This window comes from Roseateles sp. P1_C6 (assembly GCF_056406315.1).
Map to the genome: position 1 here is coordinate 569,934 of NZ_JBFUAK010000004.1, position 22,971 is coordinate 592,904.

The following is a 22,971-nucleotide window of genomic DNA, read 5'->3' on the forward strand; positions in this document are numbered from 1 at the left end:
CTATGTGGCGAACAAGCCTTCTGACCTTGCTGTTCAGCGCGAGCGCGCAGGCCGCCGTCGTCAACTGCGCGCCGGCGCCGGGCCGCTTCACCGTGCTGCTCAGCGAGTCCAGCGGCGGCGCGCTGCCCGATCGCGCGGCCATCGACCGCTTCCTGAACAAACTGCAGTTCGAGCTGGACCAGGAGCGCGACGAGCACTGGATCAATCCCGGCGCGACGCCGGTGGCCTTTCGCGCCTGCCCCAAGCGCGCGCCGGCGCTGGACGGCAGCGAGTTCAGCGCCGAGGTGGTGGAGCAGCTCCACGACCAGCGCGTGCTGCTGGAGGTCTGGGGCGTCGTCGACCGCGACGGTACGCCGCCGGCGCTGTCCGCGCAGATCAACTACCTGCTGGTGCCGCTGCGCTTTGCGGCCGACCAGCGCGAGACGGTGCCGTCCGGCCTGCAGCGGCTGCGCTACCCCGAGGCCGGCGCGGTGCCGACGACCGACGCCGTGCAGCTGATCTCGCGGCCGCTGGACCTGGACGCCTTCATCGCCAGCGCCCTGGGCCTGAAGCTGTTGCGCGAACGCGCCTACGAGCCGGCCCACGCCAACCTGTGCCGTGCGACCAGCCTGCTGGGCGCGATGCTCAAGCGCCCCATCACCGGCCGCAGCAAGACCGAGCTGACGGCGCTGCACGCCTTCGTGCAGGACAGCGCCGGCCGCACGCTGCGCGAGGCGCTGGCCGACGCGGCCTACCCCAAGGCCGGGCTGCTGCGGCTGCAGAACCCGGCCCAGCCCTGCGCGGGAGGCCAGTGATGCGCCGCCTTCTCGCCACCTTGTCGCTCGCACTGTCGTGCGCGCTGCCCGCGCGGGCGATGGACATCCGCGCGTGTTCGGCGCCCGTCGTCTTCCGCGGCGCGGCCGTCAACGCGCTGGTGCTGCCCTGGCGGGCCGACGGCGCCACCAGCCGCGACGCCGTGCAGTCGGCCAGCCGGCAGATCTCGTCGCTGGCGCACCTGCAGCTGCTGATGGCGATGCTGAAGTACAGCTCGGTGGGCGCCGTGGACCTGGTGGCCGAGCCGGGCCGCAACTGCGACGTCGACAACGTGCTGGCCACCGTCAGCCGCACCGGCACGCCCACCGGCACGCTGGCGCGTGGGCAGGCGGTGCTGGCGATCTGGGGCCGTCTGTTCGAGCAGGACGGCGAACTCTTCCTGCAGACCTATCTGCGCTTTGCGCGCCAGGGCGCGCAAGGCCTCGCGCCGGAAACCATCAGCCTGGACTGGGGCGGCGCGACCTTCGAGGCCACGTTGCCGGCGCAGGCGCTGTCGTTCGCGCCGCGGCGCATCCGCCTGGACGAGCTGGCGCGCATCGACGCGGCCTCGCGTGCCGCGCTGCAAGTGCGCCAGCAGCCCAGCGAGGCGTCGCCCGGCGTGGAGATCGGCCGCTCGATCCAGCAGAGCTTTCCGTACGCCATCGTCGAGGCGCGCGGCGACTGGATGCGCGTCGCGCCCATGCGCCCGGGGCTGCCGGCCGGCTGGATGCGCGCCCGCCCGGCCGGTGACGCCGCAGACTGGCAGCTGGCCCGCTGGCTGCCGGAACTGGACTTCGCCGACGCCATCGCCGGCTGGTTGCGCCTGCAGGTGGGTGGCCTGCAGCCGGCCGAGCGCGAGCGCGTGACGCGTGCGGTCGAGGCCGGTCTGGCCCGTTACGAACAGGCGGTGCCCGGTGATCTGGCGCCCAGCGCCTGGGGCCTGGGTGCGGCACTGCGTGGCCAGCTGGCCTGGACGCAGGGCCGCCGTGCCGACGCGGCCGCACTGTTTGACAAGGCCTTGCTGCGCCTGCCTGCCAGTGCCGCCGGCACCAACCTGGCGGCCGTGGCGGCGCTGGCCGGCGCGAAGCCCGACGCTGCTGTGATGGGCCAGTTGTCGCAGCGGCTGCTGGCCGCGCTGGCGCTGTCGCCGAAAGACCCGCAGGTGCGGGGCAATCTGCAGGCGCTGTACGGCGTCTACGCCAAATACCCCGAATGGAGCCCCTGGCCGCCGGCCGAACTGGCCGAGCGCCGCGAGATGCTGAGGCTGGCCTCAGGCGGCCAGTAACTCGGCCACGGCACGCGCCACCACCTGCGTCGCGCGCTTCAGGTCGTCCAGCACCAGGTGCTCGTCGGCGCGCTTGGCATTGCTCTCCAGCACCGTGCGCGGGCCGGCGCCGTAGATCGCGGCGGGGATGCCGTGGGCCGTGTACAGCCGCACATCGGTGTACAGCGGCGTGCCGGAGGTCGGGATGGCTTCGCCGAACACCGCCTGGCCGTGCTTCTGCAGCGCGGCGATCAGCGGCGCCGCACCGGGCAATGGCTTCATCGAATGGGCCAGCAGCAGTCGTTTGATCTCCAGCTTCACGCCGGGGCTCTGCGCGACAGCGGCTTCGATCAGCGCGCGCACCTCGGCCTCGACGGCTGCCGGGTCTTCCTCGGGAATCATGCGGCGGTCCAGCTTGATGACCACCTTGCCCGGCACGACGTTGGTGTTGCTGCCGCCCTCGATGCGGCCCACGTTCAGGTAGGGGTGGGTGATGCCGGGCACGTCGGACAGCCGTGTCTTCAGCACGTCGTTGTGGGCGTAAAGCGCCGTCAACAGCTTGGTGGCGGCCTGCAGCGCGTCGATGCCCGTGCTGGGGTAGGCCGCGTGCGAGGCCAGCCCGTGCAGCGTCACCTCCATCTGCAGGCAGCCGTTGTGGGCCGTGACGACCTGGTAGCTGAAGCCGGCGGCGATCAGGAAGTCCGGCTTGGTGAGGCCTTGCTTCAGCAACCAGCCGGGGCCCAGCTCGCCGCCAAATTCCTCGTCGTAGGTGAAGTGCAGCTCGACCGCGCCCTTGAGCTTCAGCCCCGAGTGCTTCAGCGCCCGCAGCGCGAAGGTGTAGGTCGCGAAGTCGCTCTTGCTGACGGCCGAGGCGCGGCCATACAGCTTGCCGTCGACGATCTCGGCGCCGTAGGGCTCATGCGTCCAGCCTTCGCCCGGCGGCACCACGTCGCCATGGGCATTCAGCGCGATGGTTGGGCCATAGCTGCTGAAGCGGTGGCGCACGATCAGGTTGGTGATGGACTGCATGCCCGCCTTCTTCACGGCCGGCGCGGGCACGGCGTGCTTCTCGACCTCGAAGCCCAGCTCGGTCAGCAGCTCCGCGGTGCGGTCTGCGTGTGGGGCGTTGTTGCCGGGCGGGGTGTCGGTGGGGATGCGGACGAGGTGCTGGAGGAAGCGGACTTCGTCGTCGAAGTGGGAGCGGATCCAGGCGTCTACGCTGTCTTGATGCGGATTCATGGTGTTTGATCAGTGAACTTGCAAGCACTGGCCGTGGCATGGTTGGCTCTGTAGCCGCACCCAGGGCATTCGCGGGCATCAAGAAGCCGTTTCAGCCAATGGCCGACGGAATGCTTCGATACGGCATGCCAGCAAAGGCTCTTTCCGCAGTGGGGGCAGCGAATCAGTACTACGGCCAAAGCTGCAGTGACGCAGAACAGCAGAGAGCCGGCGATTGTGCCGACAGCGGAGTAGAAGCCCGTCGCCATTGCGAGCATGGAAATGATCCAGAAGCCGCGAACGAGCCGAGCTCTTCCTCTGAGTTCCGTGAGTAGCGGCGGCGAATCGTGCTCATCCATCAGATGCGCCCTTCCACCAAGTGCCGGAACGCAGTGGTTGCGAGCTCCGCGTCATCCACCGTCACCGACTCCAGCGGGTTGTGGCTGATGCCGCCATTGCCACCGCGCACGAACAGCATGGCTTGCGGCAGCAGTTCATGCAGCTTCATCGCGTCGTGGCCGGCGCCCGAAGGCAGGCGGTGCAGCGGCAGGCCCAGTTCGGTGACGGCGGCTTCCCATCGAGCCTGCCAGGCCGGGTCGCTCGGTGCGGCATTGGCGGCCAGCGTTGGCTGCAGTGTGAAGCTCAGGCCGCGGCGCTGGCAGATCTCATCGAGCTTGGCGCGCACGTCGGCGTCCAGCGCGTCGCGTGCCGCGTCGGTCGTCGCGCGCAGGTCCAGGCTGAAGCGGCAGCGGCCCGGGATGACATTGATGGAGCCCGACGGCACTTCCAGCATGCCCACGGTGCCGACGACGTCGGGCACGGCGGCGGCGCGTTGTTCGGTGAACAGGATCAGCTCGGCCACGCCCGCCGCGGCGTCGCGGCGCTGGCCCATGGGCGTGGTGCCGGCATGGCTGGCCAGGCCGACGATCTCGCCGATGTAGCGGCGGCTGCCGTTGATGCTGGTGACGATGCCCAGCGGCAGGTCCAGGCTGTCCAGCACCGGGCCTTGCTCGATGTGGACTTCGACAAAGCCGAGGTAGCGCGAAGGGTCGCGCTGGACGGCCTGGATGGCGTCCATGGTGCCGGCCAGGCCGGCCGCCTGCATCGCGTCTCGCAGCGGGATGCCTGCCGCGTCGGCCTGGTCCAGCCAGGCGGGCTGGAAGGCGCCGATCAGTGCGCTGGACCCGAGGAAGTCGGCCGGGAAGCGCTGGCCCTCTTCCTCGGAGAAGCCGACGACTTCCAGCGCAAAGGGCAGGCGCTTGCCCTGGCGATGCAGCTCGCGCACGACCAGCATGGGCACGAAGATGCCCAGTCGCCCGTCGAAGCGGCCGGCGCGGCGCACGGTGTCGTAATGGCTGCCGGTCAGCAGCCTCCGGTCGCCCGTGCCGTTGTAGACGCCCACGACATTGCCCACCGCGTCGCGACTGACCTCGTCAAAGCCGCCCTCGCGCATCCAGGCCATCAACTGCTCGGCGACGGCCGTGTGCGTGGGCGTGGCGTAGGTGCAGGTCAGGAAGTCCTCGGTCTCGCTGTGCTGGGCCAGCGCGGCGGCCCAGTCCCAGAGCTGCTGGCCCAGCCTGGGCTCGACACCGAACTTGTCGTTGAGCCGGATCTCGGCGATGCGGTGAATCTGTCGCAGGCACTCGGCGCGCTCGACGTCCGGGTGAGCGCGCAGCCGGCGCTCGAAGGTCGCGATGATTTCCTGGCGCGTGAAGCCGGTGCCGCGCGGCCCGCGCACGGCCAGGATGAAGGGAAAGCCGAAGCGCGCGTTGTAGTCGGCGTTGAGCTTTTGCAGCTTGGCGAACTCTTCCGGTGTGCAGGCGGTGAGGCCGGCCTTCTGCTGCTCGTTCGTCGACTCGGCCGTCAGTTCACCGGCGACGGCGGCCTTGCCGGCCAACTCCGGGTGGGCGCGGATCAGGCCCAATTGCTCGTCCACGCTGGCCTCGCGCACGACGCGGGCCAGCGCCACCTTCAGTGCGGCCAGAGAGCTGAACGGGCGGGCCGCCGCAGCGCGCTCGGCGATCCACGGCGAGTGTTCGTAGGTGCCGTCCAGCTGCGCGACGAAGTCGGCCGTGCTGGCGTTGTTGAGGTCGTCGAGTTTCATCATTCCCAGACGAAGGCCGTCTTGGCGTTAAAGGGGTGAACGGTTTTCCAGTGCCGCGCGATGTCCAGCCGGCGGCACACCCACACGCGGTCATGGGCCTCGATGTGGTCCAGGAACTTCTGCAGCGCGCGCAGGCGCCCCGGTCGGCCCAGCAGCCGACAGTGCATGCCGATGCTCATCATCTTGGGCGACTCGGCACCTTCGGCGTACAACACGTCGAAGCTGTCCTTCAGGTATTCGAAGAACGGCTCGCTGTGGCTGAAGCCCTGCGGCAGCGCAAAGCGCATGTCGTTGCAGTCCAGCGTGTAGGGCACGACAAGGTGCGGCGCCAGCTCGCCGTTGGTCTTCCTGACCTGCAGCCAGAAGGGCAGGTCGTCGCCGTAGTAGTCGCTGTCGTACTCGAAGCCGCCAAAGTCGGCCGCCAGCCGGCGCGTGTGCGGGCTGTCGCGGCCGGTGTACCAGCCCAGCCCGTGCGGGTCGCGGCCCAGCGTCAGGCGTTGCATGGACGCCATCGCCTGCGCCATGTGGGCGCGCTCGGTGTCCTCGTCGATATTCTGGTAGCTCACCCAGCGCCAGCCGTGCGAGGCGATCTCGTGGTCCAACTCGACGAAGGCCTGCGTCACGTCCGGGTGGCGTTCCAGCGCCATGCCCACGCCGAACACGGTCAGCGGCAGCGCGCGCTGCTCGAATTCCTTCAGCAGCCGCCACACGCCCACGCGCGAGCCGTACTCGTAGATGCTCTCCATGCTCAGGTGCCGCGCCGGGAAGCTGGGCGGATTGAACATTTCCGACAGGAACTGCTCGCTGCCGGCGTCACCGTGCAGCACCGAGTTCTCGCCGCCTTCCTCGTAGTTCAGCACGAACTGCACCGCCACGCGGGCGCTGCCGGGCCACTGCGCATGGGGCGGGTTTTCGCCATGGCCGATCAGGTCGCGGGGGTAGCGGGGTGCGTTCATCCCTAAACTTTGCCCCAACTGAGGAGTTTTGATGGGCAAGTTGACAACACATGTGCTGGACACCGCCAACGGCTGCCCGGCTGCCGGCATGGCCGTGCGCCTGTACCGCTTCGACGCCGAAGGCCCCAAGTGGCTGCGCAGCCTGCACCTGAATGGTGACGGCCGTGCCGACGGTCCGCTGCTGGACGGCGCCACCCTCACGGCCGGGCGCTATCGCCTGGTCTTCGAAGTGGCCGCCTATTTCCGCGGCCGCGGCCAGGTGCTGCCGGAGCCGGCCTTCCTGGACGAAGTGCCGCTGGACTTTGGCATCGCCGACGAGAACGGCCACTATCACGTGCCGCTGCTGGCGTCGCCGTGGAGCTATTCGACCTACCGTGGCAGCTGATCCTCTGATCCTCGTCACCGTCGCCCGCACGACCGGCAGCGTGCCGCGCGAGGTCGGGGCGTGGATGGCGGTGGCGGCGGACGGCATCACCGGCACGGTGGGCGGCGGGCATCTGGAGTTCGACGCCATCGCACGTGCGCGCACGGCGCTGGGCGGCGGCGAGCTGGCCGATGAGGTGCGCTACCCCCTCGGCCCCTCGTTGGGGCAATGCTGCGGCGGCGTCGTCTGGCTGCGCTTCGAGCGCATCTCGGCGGGTGAGGACCTGAGCGCCCGCCTGCCGCGGCCGCCGCTGCGGCCCATGGCCTTGTTCGGCGCGGGCCACGTGGGCGACGCCATCGCCCGCATCGCCCGCGACCTGCCGCTGGCCTTGCACTGGATAGACAGCCGCGAGGGGCAGTTCCCCGCTGAGCCGCCTGCGCAGGGCTGGCGCCAGGAGGTGTGCGAGCCGGCTGCCGAGGCCGTCGCGGACCTGCTGCCCGGCTCGGCCGTGCTCATCATGAGCCACAACCACGCCGAGGACTTCGACATCGTCGCGGCCTGCCTGAAGCGTCAGCGCGAACGCGGCGACCTGGCCTTCATCGGCATGATCGGCAGCCGCACCAAGTGGGCGAGCTTCCGTCAGCGGCTGGACGCGCGGGGCTTCAGCGCGGCCGAGCAGGCACAGGTCGTCTGTCCCATCGGCGTGGCCGGCGTGGCCGGCAAGCAGCCGGCCGTCATCGCGGTGGCTGTGCTGGCGCAGATCCTGGCGTTGCCGCCGGCGTCAGCGTGAGGCTGCGGCCCGGCTGGGCCTGCAGGCGGTTGTTCTGCGCGGCAATGTCGCGCTCGTAGGCGCTCCAGGCCTGCTGGATCTCGCCGCGCTCGCGCATCGCGCGCAGCGCCTGCTCCAGTGGCGCCACCCAGGCCGCCCGCGACTCGTGCACGCCGTGGAAGAGCGTGGCGCGGCTCAGCGGCGTCGGCACGCGGCACAGCGTGCCCTGGCGGGTGTCCACGGGAACTTCGGCCATCCAGGGCGTCGTCAGCACCAGCGCGTAGTCGGCAATGCCCGAGTCCAGGTTGAGGAAGGCGTCGCTGGGCGTGTTGGCCGGCATGCGCGCGGCTTCCGGGATCAGCGCCTCCGCCGCGACCATGCCGCGCTGGTAGCTGACGCGGTGCCTGGCGAGTTCCTCGACCGGCAGCGCATTGGGGCAGGGCGGGCGGGCATAGGCATACACGTGCAGCGTCAGCAGCGGCACGTCCACCTTGCGCACGAAGGGCGTCTGCTCGAAATAGGCCTCCACCCGCATGGCCACCGCGTCGACGCGGCCGTTGCGCAGCTCCACCTGGGTGCGCGGCAGCGGCCAGGGTGCGAACTCGACCTGCAGGCCCAGCGTGGCGTAGGCCTTGCGCAGCAGCGCCTCGGCCGGCGGGAAATAACTGCGCTCGACATTCGTGGCGATGCGCACGGCCGGCTGCTCCTGGGCCTGGGCCGGGGCCGCACCTGCCGCCAGCGCGGCGACCGCCAGCAGGCGCATGCCCAGGCCGTGAAAGGCGGGCTTGCGGCGTTGGCGTGATGGCATGGGCCGATTGTGGGAGTCCAGCCTCCTGCGTGCCGCCGCGGCGCCACGCCAACGTGAAGCCGGTCACGGCGCCTGCATACACTGCGGGCCGTCGCAGCGGTGTCGGGCCTGCCGGGAGGAGCGGGGGCCTGCGGACGCGACCCTGGAGGCTCCACAGCACCCGCCGTGGTGGAGCCGTGGAGAACCGCGACCTTGGACATCTACCTGCTCGACTGGGCCAACCTGCTGCTGCGTTGGCTGCACGTCATCACCGTCATCGCCTGGATAGGCGCGTCCTTCTACTTCGTCTGGCTGGACAACCACCTCGTCAAGCCGACCGCCGACGACCTCAAGGCCAAGGGCGTGGACGGCGAGCTGTGGGCCGTGCACGGCGGCGGCTTCTACAACCCGCAGAAGTACATGGTGGCGCCCAGCAACCTCCCCAAGGACTTGCACTGGTTCTACTGGGAGAGCTACTGGGTCTGGATGAGCGGCATGGCGCTGTTCGTCGTGCTCTACCTGTGCAACGCCAGCCAGATGCTGATCGATGCGCGCGTGCACGCCTGGGCCGCGCCCTGGCAGGCCGTGGCGGTGTCGCTGGGCTTTTTGCTCGTCGGCACGGCCGTCTACGACATCGCCTGCCGGGCGCTGGGCCGCACGCGTGACGGGCAGATCGGCCACGACGGCCGCGTGATGGCCGTCGTGGCGGCCTTCGTCATCGTCGAGAGCTGGCTGGCTTGCCAGCTGTTCGCCGGCCGCGCGGCCTTCCTGATCGTCGGCGCGACGCTGGCGACCATGATGACGGCCAACGTGGCGCACTGGATCATTCCAGGCCAGAGGAAGGTCATCGCGCAGATGCGAGCCGGCCAGAAGCCCGACCCCATCCATGGCCAGCGCGGCAAGCAGCGCAGCGTGCACAACACCTATTTCGGGCTGCCAGTGCTGGTCGCGATGCTGAGCAACCACTACGGCATGCTGCACCAGCACCCGCACAGCTGGGTGGTGCTGTGCGTGCTGATGGCGGCGGGCGTGGCCATCCGCCAGTTCTTCGTCAAGCGGCACAAGGGCGTCAACAGCTGGGGTGCGTTGGCGCTGGCGCTGGCGCTGCTGGCCGGGCTCATCGTCTGGATGGCGCCCAAGCCACAGCCTGCTGTCGCGGCAGTGGCACCGGTCACGCTGGAGCAAGTGCAGGCCGTTGTCGCCCAGCGCTGCGCGATGTGCCATACCGGCGAGGTCGCTCAAAAGAGCGTGCGCCTGGACTCGGTCGAGGGGCTCAACAGCCGCAAGGCGCAGATCTACCAGCAGGTCATCGTGCAGCGCGCCATGCCGCTGAACAACGCCACCGGCCTCACCGAAGACGAACGCGCCCTGATCGGCCGCTGGGCTCAACAACCATGACCCTTGACCCGCGCGCGCTGCTGCGCCAGCTCTACGACGTGGCGGTCGCCAGCGCGCTGCCGGGCCGCGTGCTCGCCGCCCACCTGCCACCGCAGCCGAAAGGTCGAACCCTGGTGCTGGGCGCCGGCAAGGCGGGCGGCGCGATGGCGCAGGCGCTGGAGGCCGCCTGGCCCGCCGACGCACCGCTGTCCGGGCTGGTCATCACACGCTACGGCCACGTGCCGCCGGGCTACAAGCCGCGCCGGCTGGAGGTGGTGGAGGCGGCACACCCCGTGCCCGACGCCGCTGGCCTGGCCGCCAGCGAGAAGTTGCTGGCGCTGACACAGGGGCTGACGGCCGACGACCTGGTCATCTGCCTGATCTCGGGCGGCGGCTCGGCGCTGATGAGCCTGCCGGCCGCGGGGCTGACGCTGGCCGACAAGCAGGCCGTCAATCGCGCGCTGCTGAACAGCGGCGCCTCCATCGCCGAGATGAACTGCGTGCGCAAGCACCTGTCCGCCATCAAGGGCGGGCGCCTGGCCGCCGCCTGCGCGCCAGCCCGCGTGCTGACGCTGACCATCAGCGACGTGCCGGGCGACGACCCCGCCGTCATCGCCTCCGGCCCCACGGTGGCCGACGCGACCACCTGCGCCGATGCACTGGCCATCTGCCGGCGCTACAAGCTCGAGCTGCCGCCCGCCGCCCGCAACGGCCTGGACTCGGGCGCCTTCGAAACGCCCAAGCCTGGCGACGAGCGCTTCGACGGTCACGAGTTGATGATGCTGTCCACGCCGCAGCTGAGCCTGGCGGCCGCGGCCGACGCGGCGCGCGCGCAAGGCATCGCGGCCCACATCCTCAGCGACGAGATCGAAGGCGAGTCGCGCGTCGTGGGCGGCGTGCACGCGGCGCTGGCGCGCGCCGTCGCACGCCGCGGCGAGCCTTTCGCCAAGCCCTGCGTGATCCTGTCCGGCGGCGAAACCACGGTGACGGTCGACGCCGGCAAGCCGGCCGGCAAGGGCGGCCGCGCGACGGAGTTCCTGCTCGGCTGCGCGCTGGCGCTGCAATGCGAGCCAGGCGTGTTCGCGCTCGCCGCGGATACCGACGGCATCGACGGCGTCGGGCCCCATGCCGGCGCGCTGCTGACCCCCACCAGCCTGGGCCGCGCCCGCGCGCTGGGGCTGAACCCCCAGGCGCTGCTGGACGCGCACGACAGCGCCAGCTTCTTCGCGCCGCTGGGTGATCTGCTGGTGCCCGGCCCTAGCTTCACCAACGTCAATGACTTCCGCGCGTTGCTGATCGTGTAGCTTGGGTTAAGCCGTGGCGCGGCTCGGGGCTTCGTCCTAGACTGGGTCGCACCCCTGTCGGGGCAAGGAGTCCGCGATGACCGCAGCCGCCGAGCGTTTCTTCGTCAAGCACAACGCCCTGCCCACCATGCCCGAGGTGGCCTCGCGGCTGCTGAAGAGCTTTGATGACGACAACGTGGGCCTGGCCCACATCGCCGCGCTGATCGAGAAGGACGGGGCGCTGACGGCCAAGGTGCTGCGGCTGGCGAACTCGGCCCACTACAGCCCGTCGCACCAGATCGCCACCGTCGTCGATGCCGCCCATGCGCTGGGCCTGGAGACGCTGCGCAACCTGGCCATGGCGGCGTGCCTGAGCGGCGCCTTCCCCCAGGTGCAAGGCCTGGACCGCGCCACCTTCTGGCGCCACAGTGTGGCCACGGCCAACTACGCGCGCATCCTGGCGCGCATGCTGGGCACCGACGCCGCCACGGCCGACACCGCCTACCTGGCCGGCCTGATGCTGCGCACCGGCCAGCTGCTGATGGCCATCGACGAGCCCCACCTCGTGGCCGACGTCGAAGCCCACGCGGCCGAGCCCGGCAGCCGCTTCTCGCTGGAGGAACACCGCTTCGGCTGCACGCATGCCGACGTGACGGCGTCGCTGGCCGCGCACTGGCATTTCCCGGACGCGCTGGTGGAGGCCTTCAAGGACGCCAACACGCCGCTGGAGATCCGCCCGTTCTCGCTGATCGCCGCCGTGCTGCATGTGGCCGAGGTGCTGGCCGATGCCGCCGAGCACCATGATGAACCGGTGCATGCGTTGAAGGTCGCCGTGCCCGAACTGATCGAGCACCTGCACCTGGACCTGGAGCTGCTGGCCGCGCGCATTGCCGCGACCGGCGACCCGGCGGCGGAGGTGGAGCAGATGCTGCATTGACGTTCACCCGCCCGGCCATGCCAGAGCCACAGGCTCTGGCATGGCCGGGCGCAGCCCGCACAATCGGGCCGGTATGCCGGGAGGACGTGGATGAGTTCGAAAGTCTGGCCAGCACTGCTGCTGAGCTTGTCGGTGGTGGGCGTGGCGGCGCAGACGCCGCCGCTGGCCAAGCCTCCCGCCAAACCCGCCGCCAAGGCCGTGGCGGCTGCCCACCCCGCCGTGCCGCCCGGTGCCGGCTACCGCTTCGGCGCCGCGCCGGCCTGGGTCAAGCCGCTGCCGCCCGCGCCCGCCGCCGAGGCCAGGCCCCAGCCCGTCACCGGCGCCAAGGCGCGCCGCGAGCCGCTGGTGGACATCCAGGTGCAGCTGGCGCCGAAGTCCGCGACGGCCACCTATGTGCATCTGCAGCGCGAGGCACTGGACACGTCCACGCTGCGTGACGTGTCGGAGCCGCAGATCAGCTTCAACCCGGCCTACCAGCAACTGGTCATCCACCAGGTCGGCGTGCTGCGCGGCGGCCAGCGGCTGGACCGGCTCAAGGATGCCCGCGTCGAGCTGATGCGCCGCGAACAGCAGCTGGAGCGCCAGATGATCGACGGCGTGCGCACGGCGCTGGTCGTGCTCAGCGACGTGCGCGTGGGCGACGTGGTGGACCTGGCCTACACGCTGGCCGGCGAGAACCCCATCTTCGAGGGCCGCTATTCGGCGATGATGCAGCTGGCTTCGGACGCACCGGTCGAGCGGCTGCACCTGCGCATCGAGGCGCCGCTGGAGCGCAAGCTGGCGGTCAAGTCGGTGGCCAGCGACGTCGTGCCGGAGCGTTTCGAGGAGGGCGGCCGCCAGGTCATCCGCGTGCTGCGCGAGCGCGTGCCCACGGTGCCCGACGAAGCGAGCACGCCACCCTGGTTCAAGGTCTACCCGGCGCTGCAGATCAGCGAGTACGCCAGCTGGGGCGAGCTGGACCAATGGGCGCAGCGGCTGTTCGCGGCCGAGGCTCAGCCGGCCGGCGTCGCCACCAAGGCGGCCGAGCTCAAGGCCCAGGGCGGCACCGCCGAACAGCAGGTGGCCGCCGCGCTGCGCTTCGTGCAGGACGAGGTGCGCTACTTCTCGGCGTCGCTGGGCGAGAGTTCGCACCGGCCCAAGCCGGCCTCGCGCACGCTGGCCGAGCGGCTGGGCGACTGCAAGGACAAGACGCTGCTGCTGAACAGCCTGCTCGGCGCGATGGGTTTCGATGCGCGGCCGGCACTGGTGTCCATGGCGCGCAACCGCGGCATCGCGGGCTACCTGCCGTCGCACGACCAGTTCGACCATGTCATCAGCCGCGTGAAGCTGGGCGACGCCGTCTACTTTCTGGACCCGACGATGAACGGCCAGGGTTACTCGCTGCAGCAGCGCGGCTATTTCCCCTACGGCGCGGCGCTGGTCGTGGGTCTGGGCGATGCCGGGCCGCAGCCCGTCGTGCCGCCCGCGTTCGCGCAGGATGCGTTGAGCTTCAGGCAGGACTGGGACCTCAGCCAGCTCGCCCGCCCGGCCCAGCTGAGCACCTCGTTCAAGGCCACCGGGCTGGCCGCCGAGCGCTGGCGCGGCTACCTGGCCACGGCGGGCCTGGAACGGCTGGCCGAGTCCATCGGCGGCGCCTATGTGCGCCTGCTGCCGGGCCTGGTCAGCACGGGCCAGCCCGAGGTGGTGGACGACCGCGAGACCAATGAATGGGAGCTGAAGCTGCGCTTCGAACACCCCAGCATGGGCCGCTACCAACGCGGCTGGCTGGAGCTGGACCTGCCCGCCGCCGAGCTGGCCGACGCGCTGCCGGTGCCGCCGGAAGCGCGGCGCCGCTACCCCTACCAGCTGGATGTGACCCGCGTGGCCGACCTGCGCGTCAGCGTCACCGGGCCGCGCGCCATCGGTGGGCCGGCGCCCGCGCCACAGCAACTGGCCGACAAGCACCTCGCGTTCTCGACCCGCGTGGAGGTCAGCGGCGCGACGGTGCAGTTCATCAGCCGCGTGGAGCGCAAGGCCGACGAGGTGCTGCCGCAGGATGTCGACGGCTACCGCGAGCGCGTGGGCCGTGCGCGACAGATGCTGGGCGCGCAGCGCGTGCGCCTGAACCTGGTCGACCGCAAGGCGCTGGAGGCACCCTTTGTCGAGATCGCGCAGCGCATGGCCAAGTTCCGCGGCGGCGCCAAGCCCGATGCGTTGTGGGAGATCCTGCTCAGCAACGAGATCAACCGCCTGATCGACGCTCAGCTGCTGACGCAGGTGGCGCCCGGCAGCCGCCTGGCCGCCTGGGCGCGCGTGGAGCGAGCGCAGGCCCACAACCATCTGGGCGACTTTGCCCTGGGGCTGGCCGACGCCGATGCGGCGCTGGCCATCCGGGCCGACGGCGAGGAGGGGGCCACGGCGCTGGAGGCCAAAGGCGTCGCGCTGGTCGGCCTGGGCCGGCCGGAGCAGGCGCTGGCGGCCTTTCACCAGCAGGCCCAGCTGGGCGGGGCCGGCGGCAGCTGGCTGGGCACGGCGCACTACATGCTGGGCGACTACGCGCGCGCCGAGGCCACGCTACGCGACAGCGCCGCCAACGCCAGCGGCGAGGCGCGCCACTTCACGCTGCTGTGGGTCTACCTGGCCGCCGAGCGCCAGGGCGGGCGCGGCAAGGCGGCCATCGCCGACGACGTGGCCCGGCTGGATGCAAGCGGTGACGACTGGGGCGGCCAGTTGCTGCGCTACCTGGGTGGCGCGCTGGACCGCGACGCGCTGATCAAGGCCGCCAAGGCCAAGCCCGAGCAGGAGCGGCTGCGCCTGGCGGAGGCCTATTTCTTCATCGGCCAGCAACTGGCGGCCCAGGGCCGGCGCGGCGAGGCGCTGCCCTGGTTCGAGCGCACGCTGGCCACACAGGCCGTGCCCTACCGGGAGTTCACGCTGGCGCAGTGGGAGCTGAAGCGCCAGGCGAACTGAGGCTCAGAGGCAGCCCGGCGCGGGCGTCGCGCTGGGGGCGCCGTAGCTGAACTGCGCCCAGCGCGGCGGCTCGGCCGCAGGCTGCAGCACGAAGGCGTGATGAAAACTGGTCTCGCACAGCTCGGCCAGCTTCGGCCCGCCCAGCGCCGCCAGCACGGCGGTCACCGTGTTGCTGTGGCCCACGACCAGCACGACGCCGGACTGTGCGCGCACCGCATCCGTCACGGCGTGCACATGGCCTGCCTTGGCATCGACGACCTGCGGTTGCACGCCCAGCGCCTGGGCCAGCGGCGCGGCCGTGTCGCGCGTGCGGCGGAACTGCGTCGTCAGGATGGCGTTCACGCGCAGGCCTGCCAGCGCCTGCGCCAAGGCCTGGGCGCGCTGCTCGCCGGCGGGCGTCAGAGCCGGATCGCCGGCGGGCTCGGTGGCGCGCTCGGCGTGGCGCACCAGCACGACCAGGTCGGGCAGGGCCACGGCCGGGGAGATCAGGGCAGCTGTCAGCAGACAGGCCGGCAGCAGGACAGACAGGGGCTTCATCGCGCTTCCCAAGGGAGGAGCCACCATTCTCGCCACGCCCTGCCAGTTACCATGCCGGCCCCATGCCGCACGCCTTTTTCCACGCCCCATGACCCTGCCGTTTGAACTCCAGGTCGGCTGGCGCTACACGCGCGCCGGCCGCGGCGGGCGGCGCAACCGCTTCATCAGCTTCATCTCCGGCGTGTCCATCCTGGGCATCGCGCTGGGCGTGGCCGCGCTGATCATCGTGTTGTCGGTGATGAACGGCTTCCAGCGCGAGGTGCGCGACCGCATGCTCAACGTCATCGCCCACGTCGAGCTGCTGAACTACTCGGGCCAGGCGCTGCCGGACTGGCATGCGACGGCAGACAAGGCCAGGCAGAACCCCGAGGTCATCGGCGCGGCGCCTTTCATCGCCAGCCAGAGCCTCATCGCGCGCGGCGAGGACATGCGCGGCGCCATCATCCGCGGCATCTCGCCGGCGGAGGAAGCCCAGGTCACCGCGCTGGGCGCGCAACTGAAGGACGGCGTTTTCGCGCGGCTGCAGCCCGGCGCCTGGAACATCGTGCTGGGCGCCGAGCTGGCCCGCCAGCTGGGCGTGGGAGAGGGCGACAAGATCACGGTCGTCGCGCCGGGCGGTCAGGTCACGCCCGCCGGCGTGCTGCCGCGGTTGAAGAGCTTCAACGTGGTTGGCACCTTCAGCGCCGGGCATTACGAGTACGACTCGGGCCTGGCGATGATCCACGTCGACGACGCCGCCAAGCTGTTCCGCACCGAAGGCCCGACCGGCGTGCAGCTCAAGCTGCGCAACGTGCACGACGCGCGCCGTGTTGCCGCTGAACTGGCCCGGCACATGGGCCCCGAGATCCTGGTGCGCGACTGGACACGCTCCAACGCGACCTGGTTCGACGCGGTTCAGATCGAGAAGCGGCTCATGAGCATCATCCTGACGCTGATCGTCGCCGTCGCCGCCTTCAACCTGGTCTCCACGCTGGTCATGACGGTGACGGACAAGCAGAGCGACATCGCCATCCTGCGCACGCTGGGCGCCAGCCCGCGCTCCATCATGGGCATCTTCATCGTGCAGGGTGCCGTGTCCGGCGTCATCGGCACACTGTCGGGCGTGGGCCTGGGGCTGCTGGTGGCCTGCAACATCGACGTCATCGTGCCGGCCATCGAGCACCTGCTGAACGTCAGCTTCCTGCCGGGCAGCATCTACGTCATCAGCCAGATGCCCAGCGACCCGCAGAGTGGCGACATCGTGCCGATCGCGCTGGTGTCGCTGGTCTTGTCCTTCCTCGCCACGCTCTACCCGAGCTGGCGCGCGAGCCGCGTGCAGCCGGCAGAGGCGCTGCGCTATGAATGAATTTGTTGTCCAGGCCACCGGCCTGACCCGCCGCTTCGAAGAGGGTGGCCTCGACGTCACCGTGCTGCGCGGCGTCGACCTGGCCGTGCAGCGCGGCGAGACGCTGGCCATCGTGGGCGCCTCGGGCTCCGGCAAGTCCACGCTGCTGCACCTGCTGGGCGGGCTGGATTCGCCCACCGCCGGCAACGTCACGCTGATGGGCAAGCCGCTCGCGCCCATGGACGAGGCCGAGCGCGGCCGCTGGCGCAACCAGCACCTGGGCTTTGTCTACCAGTTCCATCACCTGCTGCCCGAGTTCTCGGCGCTGGACAACGTGGCCATGCCGCTGCGCATCCGCCGCCAGACACCGGCCGCCGCGCGCGAAGAGGCCGCGCAGATGCTGGCCCGCGTGGGCCTGAAGGCGCGCGTGCTGCACCGGCCGTCGGAGCTGTCCGGCGGCGAGCGCCAGCGCGTGGCCATCGCCCGCGCGCTGGTCACGCGGCCGGCCTGCGTGCTGGCTGACGAGCCCACCGGCAACCTCGACCGCGACACGGCCAGCGCGGTGTTCGCGCTGATGCTGGAGCGCGCCCGCGAGCAGGGCACGGCCTTCGTCCTCGTCACCCACGACCGCGACCTGGCGGCACGCTGCGACCGGCAGCTGCTGCTGGTGGCCGGCCAATTCCAAGCCCAGCCAACGCCCGCATGAATCCGCGTTTCGTCCTCAAGCTCTCGTGTCCTGACCGGGCCGGCATCGTCCACGCGGTGACCGGCGTGCTGCTGCAGCAGGGCGGCAACATCCTGACCTCGCACCAGCACGGCGATGCCGACCATGCGCGCTTCTTCATGCGCATCGAGTTCGAGGCGACAGCGGAGGAGGGCGCGCTGCAGGCCGCCTTCGCGCCGCTGGCCGCGCAGTTCGACATGGACTGGGAGCTGGTGGCCCGCGCCCGCAAGACGCGCGTGCTGCTGCTGGTGTCCAAGCTGGGCCACTGCCTGAACGACTTGCTGTTCCGCGTGCAGACCGGGCATCTGCCGATCGAGATCCCGGCCATCGTGTCCAACCACCGCGACTTCTACCAACTCGCGGCGTCGCACAACATTCCCTTCCACCACTTCCCGCTGCTGGGCGCCACCGACGCGCAGAAGGCGGCGCAGGAAGACAAGATCCGCGAGGTCGTGGCGGACAACCAGATCGACCTGGTGGTTCTCGCGCGCTACATGCAGATCCTGTCGCCCCAGCTGTGCCGCGACCTGAGCGGCAAGGCCATCAACATCCACCACAGCTTCCTGCCCAGCTTCAAGGGCGCCAAGCCCTACCACCAGGCCTATGAGCGTGGCGTGAAGCTGATCGGCGCGACGGCCCACTACGTGACCAGCGACCTGGACGAAGGCCCGATCATCGAGCAGGAGGTGGCGCGCATCGACCACAGCATGCCGCCCGAGCAGCTCGTGGGCATCGGCCGCGACATGGAGTGCGTGGCGCTCGCGCGGGCCATCCAGTGGCATGCGGAGCATCGCGTGCTGCTCAACGGCAATCGCACCGTCGTCTTCCGCTGAGGTAGAACATCAGGCATGTGGATAGACACCCACTGCCACCTTGACGCGGCCGAGTTCGACGCCGACCGTGACGCGGTCGTCGCGCGTGCCCGGGCCGCGGGCGTCACGCAGATCGTCATTCCGGCCGTTGCTGCGTCCAACCTGGACACGGTTCGCCTGCTGGCCATTGAGCATGATTTCGCCTACGCGCTGGGCATCCATCCGCTGTGCGTGATGCGCGCCGCCGAAGGCGACCTGGCCAGGCTGGCCGAGGCGCTGGAAACCCACCATGCCGACCCGCGCCTGGTGGCGGTCGGCGAGATCGGCCTGGACTTCTTCGTGCCGGGCCTGGACCTCGACATCCAGCAGCACTTCTACATCGAGCAGCTCAAGCTGGCCAAGCGCGCCGGCCTGCCGGTGCTGCTGCATGTGCGCCGCAGCGCCGACAAGCTGCTGGCCGGCCTGCGTCGCGTCGGCTTCACGCACGGCGGCATTGCGCACGCCTTCAACGGCAGCGAGCAGCAGGCGCAGGCCTTCATCGATCTGGGCTTCAAGCTGGGCTTTGGTGGCACGCTGACCTTCGAGCGCTCGCTGCAGATCCGCCGCATCGCGGCACAGATGCCCGAGACGGCGCTGGTCATGGAGACGGACGCGCCGGACATCCCGCCGCACTGGCTCTACAAGACGGCCGAGGAGCGCGAGGCCGTCCCGGGGCAGGCGCGCAATGAATCGTCGCAGCTGCCGCGCATCGCCGAGAGCCTGGCTGCGTTGCGCGGCTGGAGCGTCGAGAAGACCGCCGCGATCACCAGCGCGAATGCGCGCGCCGCATTGCCGCGGCTGCGCTGATCAGGCCTCGCCGAAGTTCAGCGTTAGCTCGACGCGGTCACCCACGTGCAACACGCCCGCACCGTTGCCGCGTGCGTAGACGCCGAACTGCACCGGCGCGCCCGGCGCCCGCTCGGCACTGAGCTGCGTCAGCGCGTCCAGCACGAACGGCTGGGTTTCGCCACTGACGGGGTCCACGGTCGGCACGACGCAGCGCACGCAGACCGTCGTGCGCTTGAGCGTCAGTGCGCCGATGCGGGCCTCGACCAGGATGTCTTCGATGAAGGGCGGCAGATCCCCGCCGTCCTCGGCACTCAGCAGCAGGTTGGGTCTTGCACGCTGGGTCGGCCCGCTCAGCGGCTGGACGAGGGCGTCCTGCCAGGACTGCAGCGAACCCTCGCCGACGATGTGCAGTGCATTCAGGATGGGCCGGCGCTGCGCCTCCATGCTCAACCTGACCAGCCGCAGCCGCTCGCCCGTGGTCGCCTTCAGCAGCGCGGCGGCGTCATCGCCGGCATCCCAGACCTGCAGGACATCGAAGTCCTGGCGTTCGCCGTTCCAGCCGCGCACGTCCAGCGCGTCGCCGCCCTCGCCCGACACGGTCAGCGACCGCCCCTCGGCGCGCAGCTCCAGGTCCGAACCGACCAGCCGCGCATGGACCAGCGCCAGCCGCGGGTGGGCGCCCATCCAGGTCAGCTCGCCGCCCGCATCGACGATGCCCCAGCCGCGGTCGGCGACCGGCCAGCCGTCGGCGTCCAGCTGCAGCCGGTCGACCGCCTCGCCGGCGCAGGATTTGACGGGGTAGCGCCACAGCCCGGCGACACGGGCAATCAGATCGGCCATGGTGAGTTTGCTTTCCTCTTCAGCGGTTGCGCGGCGCGATCGGCGTCTCCGGCACCGGGTAGCCGGCCGTGCCGAAGGTCGCGACGACGGCCTTGTGAGTGTCGAAGTAGACCTGCCAGTAATGGTCCGTGTGGCAATAAGGCCTTACGCACAGCAGCGGGCCTTCGGGCGTGAACTGCAGGATCTCGATGTCGGGCGCCGGTGTGGCCAGCACATTGGGAATGGCCGCGATGGCCGGGCGCAGGCGGGCGATGGCGTCCAGCGGGTCCACGCTGTTGGCGACCTTGGCCAGGCAGTCCACCCGCCGGAAGGCCTGCGCGGAGTAGTTCTGGATCGCACCGCCGAACACGGTGTTGTTGCCGACCAGCGTGTGCACGTTGTCCGGCGTGTTGATGGTCGTGCCGAACAGGCCGATCTCGGTCACCGTGCCGGTCACGCCGCCGGCCTGCACGAAGTCGCCGACCTTGAAAGGCCTCAGCACCTGCATGAAGACGCCCGCGGCGAAGTGCGTCAGCAGCCCGCCCCAGGCCGTGCCGATCGCCAGGCCGGCGCCGGCCAGCAGCGCGGCGAAGGAGGTCGTCTTGACGCCGAAGATGTCCAGGATCGCCAGGATGAGGACCAGGTTCAGCAGCACGCTGAGGATGGAGCGCAGGTAGGTGGCCAGCGTCGAGTCGATGCGCCGGCCGCGCTCCAGCGCGGCCGAGAAGACCCGCAGCGCGAGTGAAATGAGCCACCGACCGATGACCCAGGCGGCGATGGCCGCGAGAATCTTCAGGCCGAAGTCAACGCCCTGGGTGCTGAGAAACAGCCAGATGGCTTCCGTATTCATCATGTCGAGACACTCCCTGTGAAGACGCCCGTATCGTCGCAGTCCGCGGCGGCCATCGCCAACCCCCCAAACCCCGAGTCTGCGCGGCTCGTGGGCCTGGCGCCGGTGTTCGACGCGCGGGCGCGGCTGCTGGTGCTGGGCAGCTTCCCAGGCGCGGCGTCGCTGCAGGCGGCGCAGTATTACGCCCACCCGCGCAACGCCTTCTGGCCCGTCATGGCGGCGCTGCTGGGCGAGGCCGACCTGGCGACGCGACCCTATGCCGAACGCCTTCAGACGCTGCGCCAGCACCGCGTCGCGCTGTGGGACGCCGTCGCCGCCTGCCGGCGCGAGGGCAGCCTGGACACGGCCATCGAAGCGGCAGAGCCCAGCGACCTGAGTGAGCTCGTCGCCCGACTGCCACAGCTGCGGGCCATTGCCTGCAACGGCGCGCTCGCGCATCGACAGACACTGTTGGCGCTGGGTGATGTGGACCTGCCCGTGCTGCGTCTGCCGTCGACGAGCCCGGCGCATGCCGGCCTGCGCCTGGCCGACAAGGTGGCCGCGTGGCGGGCGGCGCTCGACGTGCACCTGACTTCTGGCTGAGTCCGGGCCTGCGGCCAGACTGCGCCGCATGACGATCACGCGACGCGACTGCCTGGCCGCCGCGCTGGCGGCGCCGGTGCTGGCCGTGGCCGGCAATGAACTGACCGGCGACTGGCAAGCGACGTTGACCCACCCCGCCTTTCCCGGCGACACGACGTCGCTCGGTCTTCGTCTTGTCGCCACCGCAGCCGGCGGGCTGGACTTGCTGCTCAGCGCGCCGGCCATTCATGCCTGGGATGTGGCGATGGGGCCGGCCGAGGTCAGGGGCGAGCAGCTGGTCATGATGGGCGGGCGCTGGACACTCCAACGCAGCCGCGACGGCCAGCACCTGCTCGGGTCCGTGCCGGCCTTCCTGAGCCCCCGCACCAGCCTGCCCGCCGTCTTCGAGCGTGGCGCGTTGCCGCGACCCGTGCGCGAGCCTGCCGCGCTGCCGGCGCCCACCGTGCGCTGGCGGCTGGCCTTGAGCGCATCGGCCTGGGCTGACCTGCTTTGTGCCGGCGACACGGTCTGGGCCGGCGACGATGGTGGCCGCCTGCACGCGGTGGATGCGGCGTCGGGCCGTCCGCGCTGGCAGGCGCAGACCGGCGGCGCGCTGCGCGCCCAGCCGACGCTGGCTGGCGAGCTGCTGCTGGTGCCCTGTGACGACGGCCAGCTTTACGCCTTCAGCGCCGCGGACGGCCAGCAGCGCTGGCGGCTGCGGCTGCAGGGTGCGGCCATCACGCGCACGACGACCGGCAAGCCCGGCGCGCGCTTCGATCGCTTCGGCGCCGCGGCGGTCGTGCGCGGCGACCTGCTGGTCACGGCCAGCCATGCGGGCGAGCTGGCGGCCTGGTCGCTGGCCGACCGGCGCCTGCGGTGGAAGGCGGACCTTGGCGGCCCGCTGCTGGGCACGCCGGCGTTTTCGGGCGGGCGCGTTGTCGTCGGCAGCTTCGACGGCAGCGTGCGCGCGCTGGACCTGGACGGCGGCCGCGAGGCCTGGCGCTTCGACACCGGCGGGCCGGTCGTGTCCGCGCCCTGGGTCGTCGACGGCCGCGTCATCGTCGGCTCGCGCAGCTACCAGTTCTTCGCGCTGAGCCTGGCCGACGGCCGCGAGCTGTGGCGGCGCCAGACCTGGTTCTCGTGGACCGAATCCTCCGCCGCGGGTGCGGCGGGGCAGGGTTTCGTCGGCGCCAGCGACACGGCCGCGCTGAGCAGCTTTGAGCCCGGCGGCGGCCGGCCGCTGTGGCGGCTCGATGTCTACGGCTGGGCCTGGGGCCGGCCGCTGGTCGATGCGCGGCGCGTGGCCATCGGCACTTCATCCAATGGCGGCACGCGCGGCCCGGGCCGCGATCAGCGCGGCGGTGTCTGCTGTTTCGAGCGGCGCAGTGGCCGGCCGCTGTGGCGGCTGCCGCTGGAGCAGCCCGGCGAAGGCCCGCAAGGTGTGGCGGCCAGCCTTGCCCTGGCCGCCGATGGCACCGTGCTGGCGTCAACGCTGACCGGCGAGCTGCTGTCCTTGGCTTAGGGCCTGTTCACGCTACGGCAACGGGCCGCGTTGTGGCCAGAACAGCCGTGAGCAAGGCGCAAACCGCAGCCGGGTTGGACACCCGGCGAGGATTTGCAACGCCGCGCGCGGTTGTTCTGGCCACAACCCTTCGGGAAGGCCGGCAGCCAGCGGCCACTCGGCGTTGCATCGCTTGCCCGCACGAGAGTGCGGGC

General features: G+C 70.9%; 21 protein-coding genes. 14 read left to right on the plus strand and 7 right to left on the minus strand.

Going from position 1 to position 22,971, the window contains the following annotated elements:
- The first annotated feature begins 2 nt into the window (after nucleotides 1-2).
- Both AC1D29_RS11385 and AC1D29_RS11390 read left to right on the plus strand, forming a co-directional pair.
- A complete protein-coding gene (locus AC1D29_RS11385; RefSeq protein ID WP_477897275.1) occupies nucleotides 3-794 on the plus strand; it encodes a hypothetical protein in 792 nt (263 codons plus the stop codon).
- Entirely contained in the window at nucleotides 794-2,077 is a 1,284-nt protein-coding gene (locus tag AC1D29_RS11390; protein ID WP_477897277.1) for a hypothetical protein, read from the plus strand. Before AC1D29_RS11385 ends, AC1D29_RS11390 begins: the two co-directional genes overlap by 1 nt.
- On the opposite strand, the gene AC1D29_RS11395 is transcribed toward AC1D29_RS11390, so the two are convergent.
- From AC1D29_RS11395 to puuE, 3 genes are all read right to left on the minus strand, one after another.
- A complete protein-coding gene (locus AC1D29_RS11395; RefSeq protein ID WP_477897279.1) occupies nucleotides 2,063-3,295 on the minus strand; it encodes an ArgE/DapE family deacylase in 1,233 nt (410 codons plus the stop codon). The genes AC1D29_RS11390 and AC1D29_RS11395 overlap by 15 nt on opposite strands.
- Nucleotides 3,296-3,632: 337 nt before the next feature.
- The gene (gene uraD, locus AC1D29_RS11400) at nucleotides 3,633-5,381 is read right to left on the minus strand and encodes a 2-oxo-4-hydroxy-4-carboxy-5-ureidoimidazoline decarboxylase (protein WP_477897281.1); all 1,749 of its coding nucleotides are present in this window, start codon (nucleotides 5,379-5,381) and stop codon (nucleotides 3,633-3,635) included.
- A complete protein-coding gene (puuE, locus tag AC1D29_RS11405; protein ID WP_477897282.1) occupies nucleotides 5,378-6,334 on the minus strand; it encodes an allantoinase PuuE in 957 nt (318 codons plus the stop codon). Before puuE ends, uraD begins: the two co-directional genes overlap by 4 nt.
- A gap of 31 nt (nucleotides 6,335-6,365) precedes the next feature.
- Here puuE and uraH point away from each other — a divergent pair, with 31 nt between their 5' ends.
- Entirely contained in the window at nucleotides 6,366-6,719 is a 354-nt protein-coding gene (gene uraH / locus AC1D29_RS11410; RefSeq protein WP_477897283.1) for a hydroxyisourate hydrolase, read from the plus strand.
- Nucleotides 6,709-7,488 (plus strand): xanthine dehydrogenase accessory protein XdhC, encoded by a 780-nt coding sequence (gene xdhC / locus AC1D29_RS11415; protein WP_477897285.1) that lies wholly within the window; start codon nucleotides 6,709-6,711, stop codon nucleotides 7,486-7,488. Before uraH ends, xdhC begins: the two co-directional genes overlap by 11 nt.
- Here xdhC and AC1D29_RS11420 read toward each other — a convergent pair.
- On the minus strand, nucleotides 7,433-8,275 hold the full coding sequence (locus AC1D29_RS11420) for a substrate-binding periplasmic protein (RefSeq protein WP_477897287.1): 843 nt from the start codon (nucleotides 8,273-8,275) through the stop codon (nucleotides 7,433-7,435). The two genes, xdhC and AC1D29_RS11420, sit on opposite strands and share 56 nt — an antisense overlap.
- 192 nt (nucleotides 8,276-8,467) lie before the next feature.
- Between AC1D29_RS11420 and AC1D29_RS11425 the strand changes: the two genes are divergently transcribed.
- The 4 genes from AC1D29_RS11425 to AC1D29_RS11440 all read left to right on the plus strand — a co-directional run bounded on the left by AC1D29_RS11425 (nucleotide 8,468) and on the right by AC1D29_RS11440 (nucleotide 14,800).
- On the plus strand, nucleotides 8,468-9,652 hold the full coding sequence (locus AC1D29_RS11425; protein ID WP_477897289.1) for a urate hydroxylase PuuD: 1,185 nt from the start codon (nucleotides 8,468-8,470) through the stop codon (nucleotides 9,650-9,652).
- On the plus strand, nucleotides 9,649-10,935 hold the full coding sequence (locus tag AC1D29_RS11430; RefSeq protein WP_477897291.1) for a glycerate kinase type-2 family protein: 1,287 nt from the start codon (nucleotides 9,649-9,651) through the stop codon (nucleotides 10,933-10,935). Before AC1D29_RS11425 ends, AC1D29_RS11430 begins: the two co-directional genes overlap by 4 nt.
- A gap of 76 nt (nucleotides 10,936-11,011) precedes the next feature.
- Nucleotides 11,012-11,851: an HDOD domain-containing protein gene (locus AC1D29_RS11435; RefSeq protein WP_477897293.1), complete on the plus strand. Its 840-nt coding sequence runs from the start codon at nucleotides 11,012-11,014 to the stop codon at nucleotides 11,849-11,851.
- Nucleotides 11,852-11,941: 90 nt separating this feature from the next.
- The gene (locus tag AC1D29_RS11440; RefSeq protein WP_477897295.1) at nucleotides 11,942-14,800 is read left to right on the plus strand and encodes a DUF3857 domain-containing protein; all 2,859 of its coding nucleotides are present in this window, start codon (nucleotides 11,942-11,944) and stop codon (nucleotides 14,798-14,800) included.
- Between the two features lie 3 nt (nucleotides 14,801-14,803).
- Here AC1D29_RS11440 and AC1D29_RS11445 read toward each other — a convergent pair whose 3' ends face one another.
- Complete coding sequence (locus tag AC1D29_RS11445) at nucleotides 14,804-15,337, minus strand: histidine phosphatase family protein (RefSeq protein ID WP_477897296.1); 534 nt, start codon at nucleotides 15,335-15,337, stop codon at nucleotides 14,804-14,806.
- Between the two features lie 88 nt (nucleotides 15,338-15,425).
- Between AC1D29_RS11445 and AC1D29_RS11450 the strand changes: the two genes are divergently transcribed.
- From AC1D29_RS11450 to AC1D29_RS11465, 4 genes are read left to right on the plus strand one after another with little or no spacing between them, the layout of a single operon-like run.
- The gene (locus tag AC1D29_RS11450) at nucleotides 15,426-16,682 is read left to right on the plus strand and encodes a lipoprotein-releasing ABC transporter permease subunit (RefSeq protein WP_477897298.1); all 1,257 of its coding nucleotides are present in this window, start codon (nucleotides 15,426-15,428) and stop codon (nucleotides 16,680-16,682) included.
- Entirely contained in the window at nucleotides 16,675-17,367 is a 693-nt protein-coding gene (gene lolD / locus AC1D29_RS11455) for a lipoprotein-releasing ABC transporter ATP-binding protein LolD (RefSeq protein WP_477897300.1), read from the plus strand. The genes AC1D29_RS11450 and lolD overlap by 8 nt, the downstream gene beginning before the upstream one ends.
- Nucleotides 17,364-18,218, plus strand: coding sequence for a formyltetrahydrofolate deformylase (gene purU, locus AC1D29_RS11460; RefSeq protein ID WP_477897302.1), 855 nt, complete (start codon nucleotides 17,364-17,366; stop codon nucleotides 18,216-18,218). Before lolD ends, purU begins: the two co-directional genes overlap by 4 nt.
- Before the next feature lie 15 nt (nucleotides 18,219-18,233).
- On the plus strand, nucleotides 18,234-19,043 hold the full coding sequence (locus AC1D29_RS11465; protein ID WP_477897304.1) for a TatD family hydrolase: 810 nt from the start codon (nucleotides 18,234-18,236) through the stop codon (nucleotides 19,041-19,043).
- Here AC1D29_RS11465 and AC1D29_RS11470 read toward each other — a convergent pair whose 3' ends face one another.
- Together AC1D29_RS11470 and AC1D29_RS11475 are read right to left on the minus strand one after the other, a co-directional pair.
- Complete coding sequence (locus tag AC1D29_RS11470) at nucleotides 19,044-19,865, minus strand: MOSC domain-containing protein (RefSeq protein WP_477897305.1); 822 nt, start codon at nucleotides 19,863-19,865, stop codon at nucleotides 19,044-19,046. It abuts the gene before it with no gap.
- A 19-nt stretch (nucleotides 19,866-19,884) separates the two neighbouring features.
- Nucleotides 19,885-20,694, minus strand: a complete 810-nt coding sequence (locus AC1D29_RS11475; protein ID WP_477897313.1) for a mechanosensitive ion channel family protein — start codon at nucleotides 20,692-20,694, stop codon at nucleotides 19,885-19,887.
- 18 nt (nucleotides 20,695-20,712) lie between these two features.
- Here AC1D29_RS11475 and AC1D29_RS11480 point away from each other — a divergent pair, with 18 nt between their 5' ends.
- Together AC1D29_RS11480 and AC1D29_RS11485 are read left to right on the plus strand one after the other, a co-directional pair.
- On the plus strand, nucleotides 20,713-21,276 hold the full coding sequence (locus tag AC1D29_RS11480; RefSeq protein ID WP_477897306.1) for a DNA-deoxyinosine glycosylase: 564 nt from the start codon (nucleotides 20,713-20,715) through the stop codon (nucleotides 21,274-21,276).
- Between the two features lie 28 nt (nucleotides 21,277-21,304).
- On the plus strand, nucleotides 21,305-22,777 hold the full coding sequence (locus AC1D29_RS11485) for an outer membrane protein assembly factor BamB family protein (RefSeq protein WP_477897307.1): 1,473 nt from the start codon (nucleotides 21,305-21,307) through the stop codon (nucleotides 22,775-22,777).
- Nucleotides 22,778-22,971 lie beyond the last annotated feature (194 nt).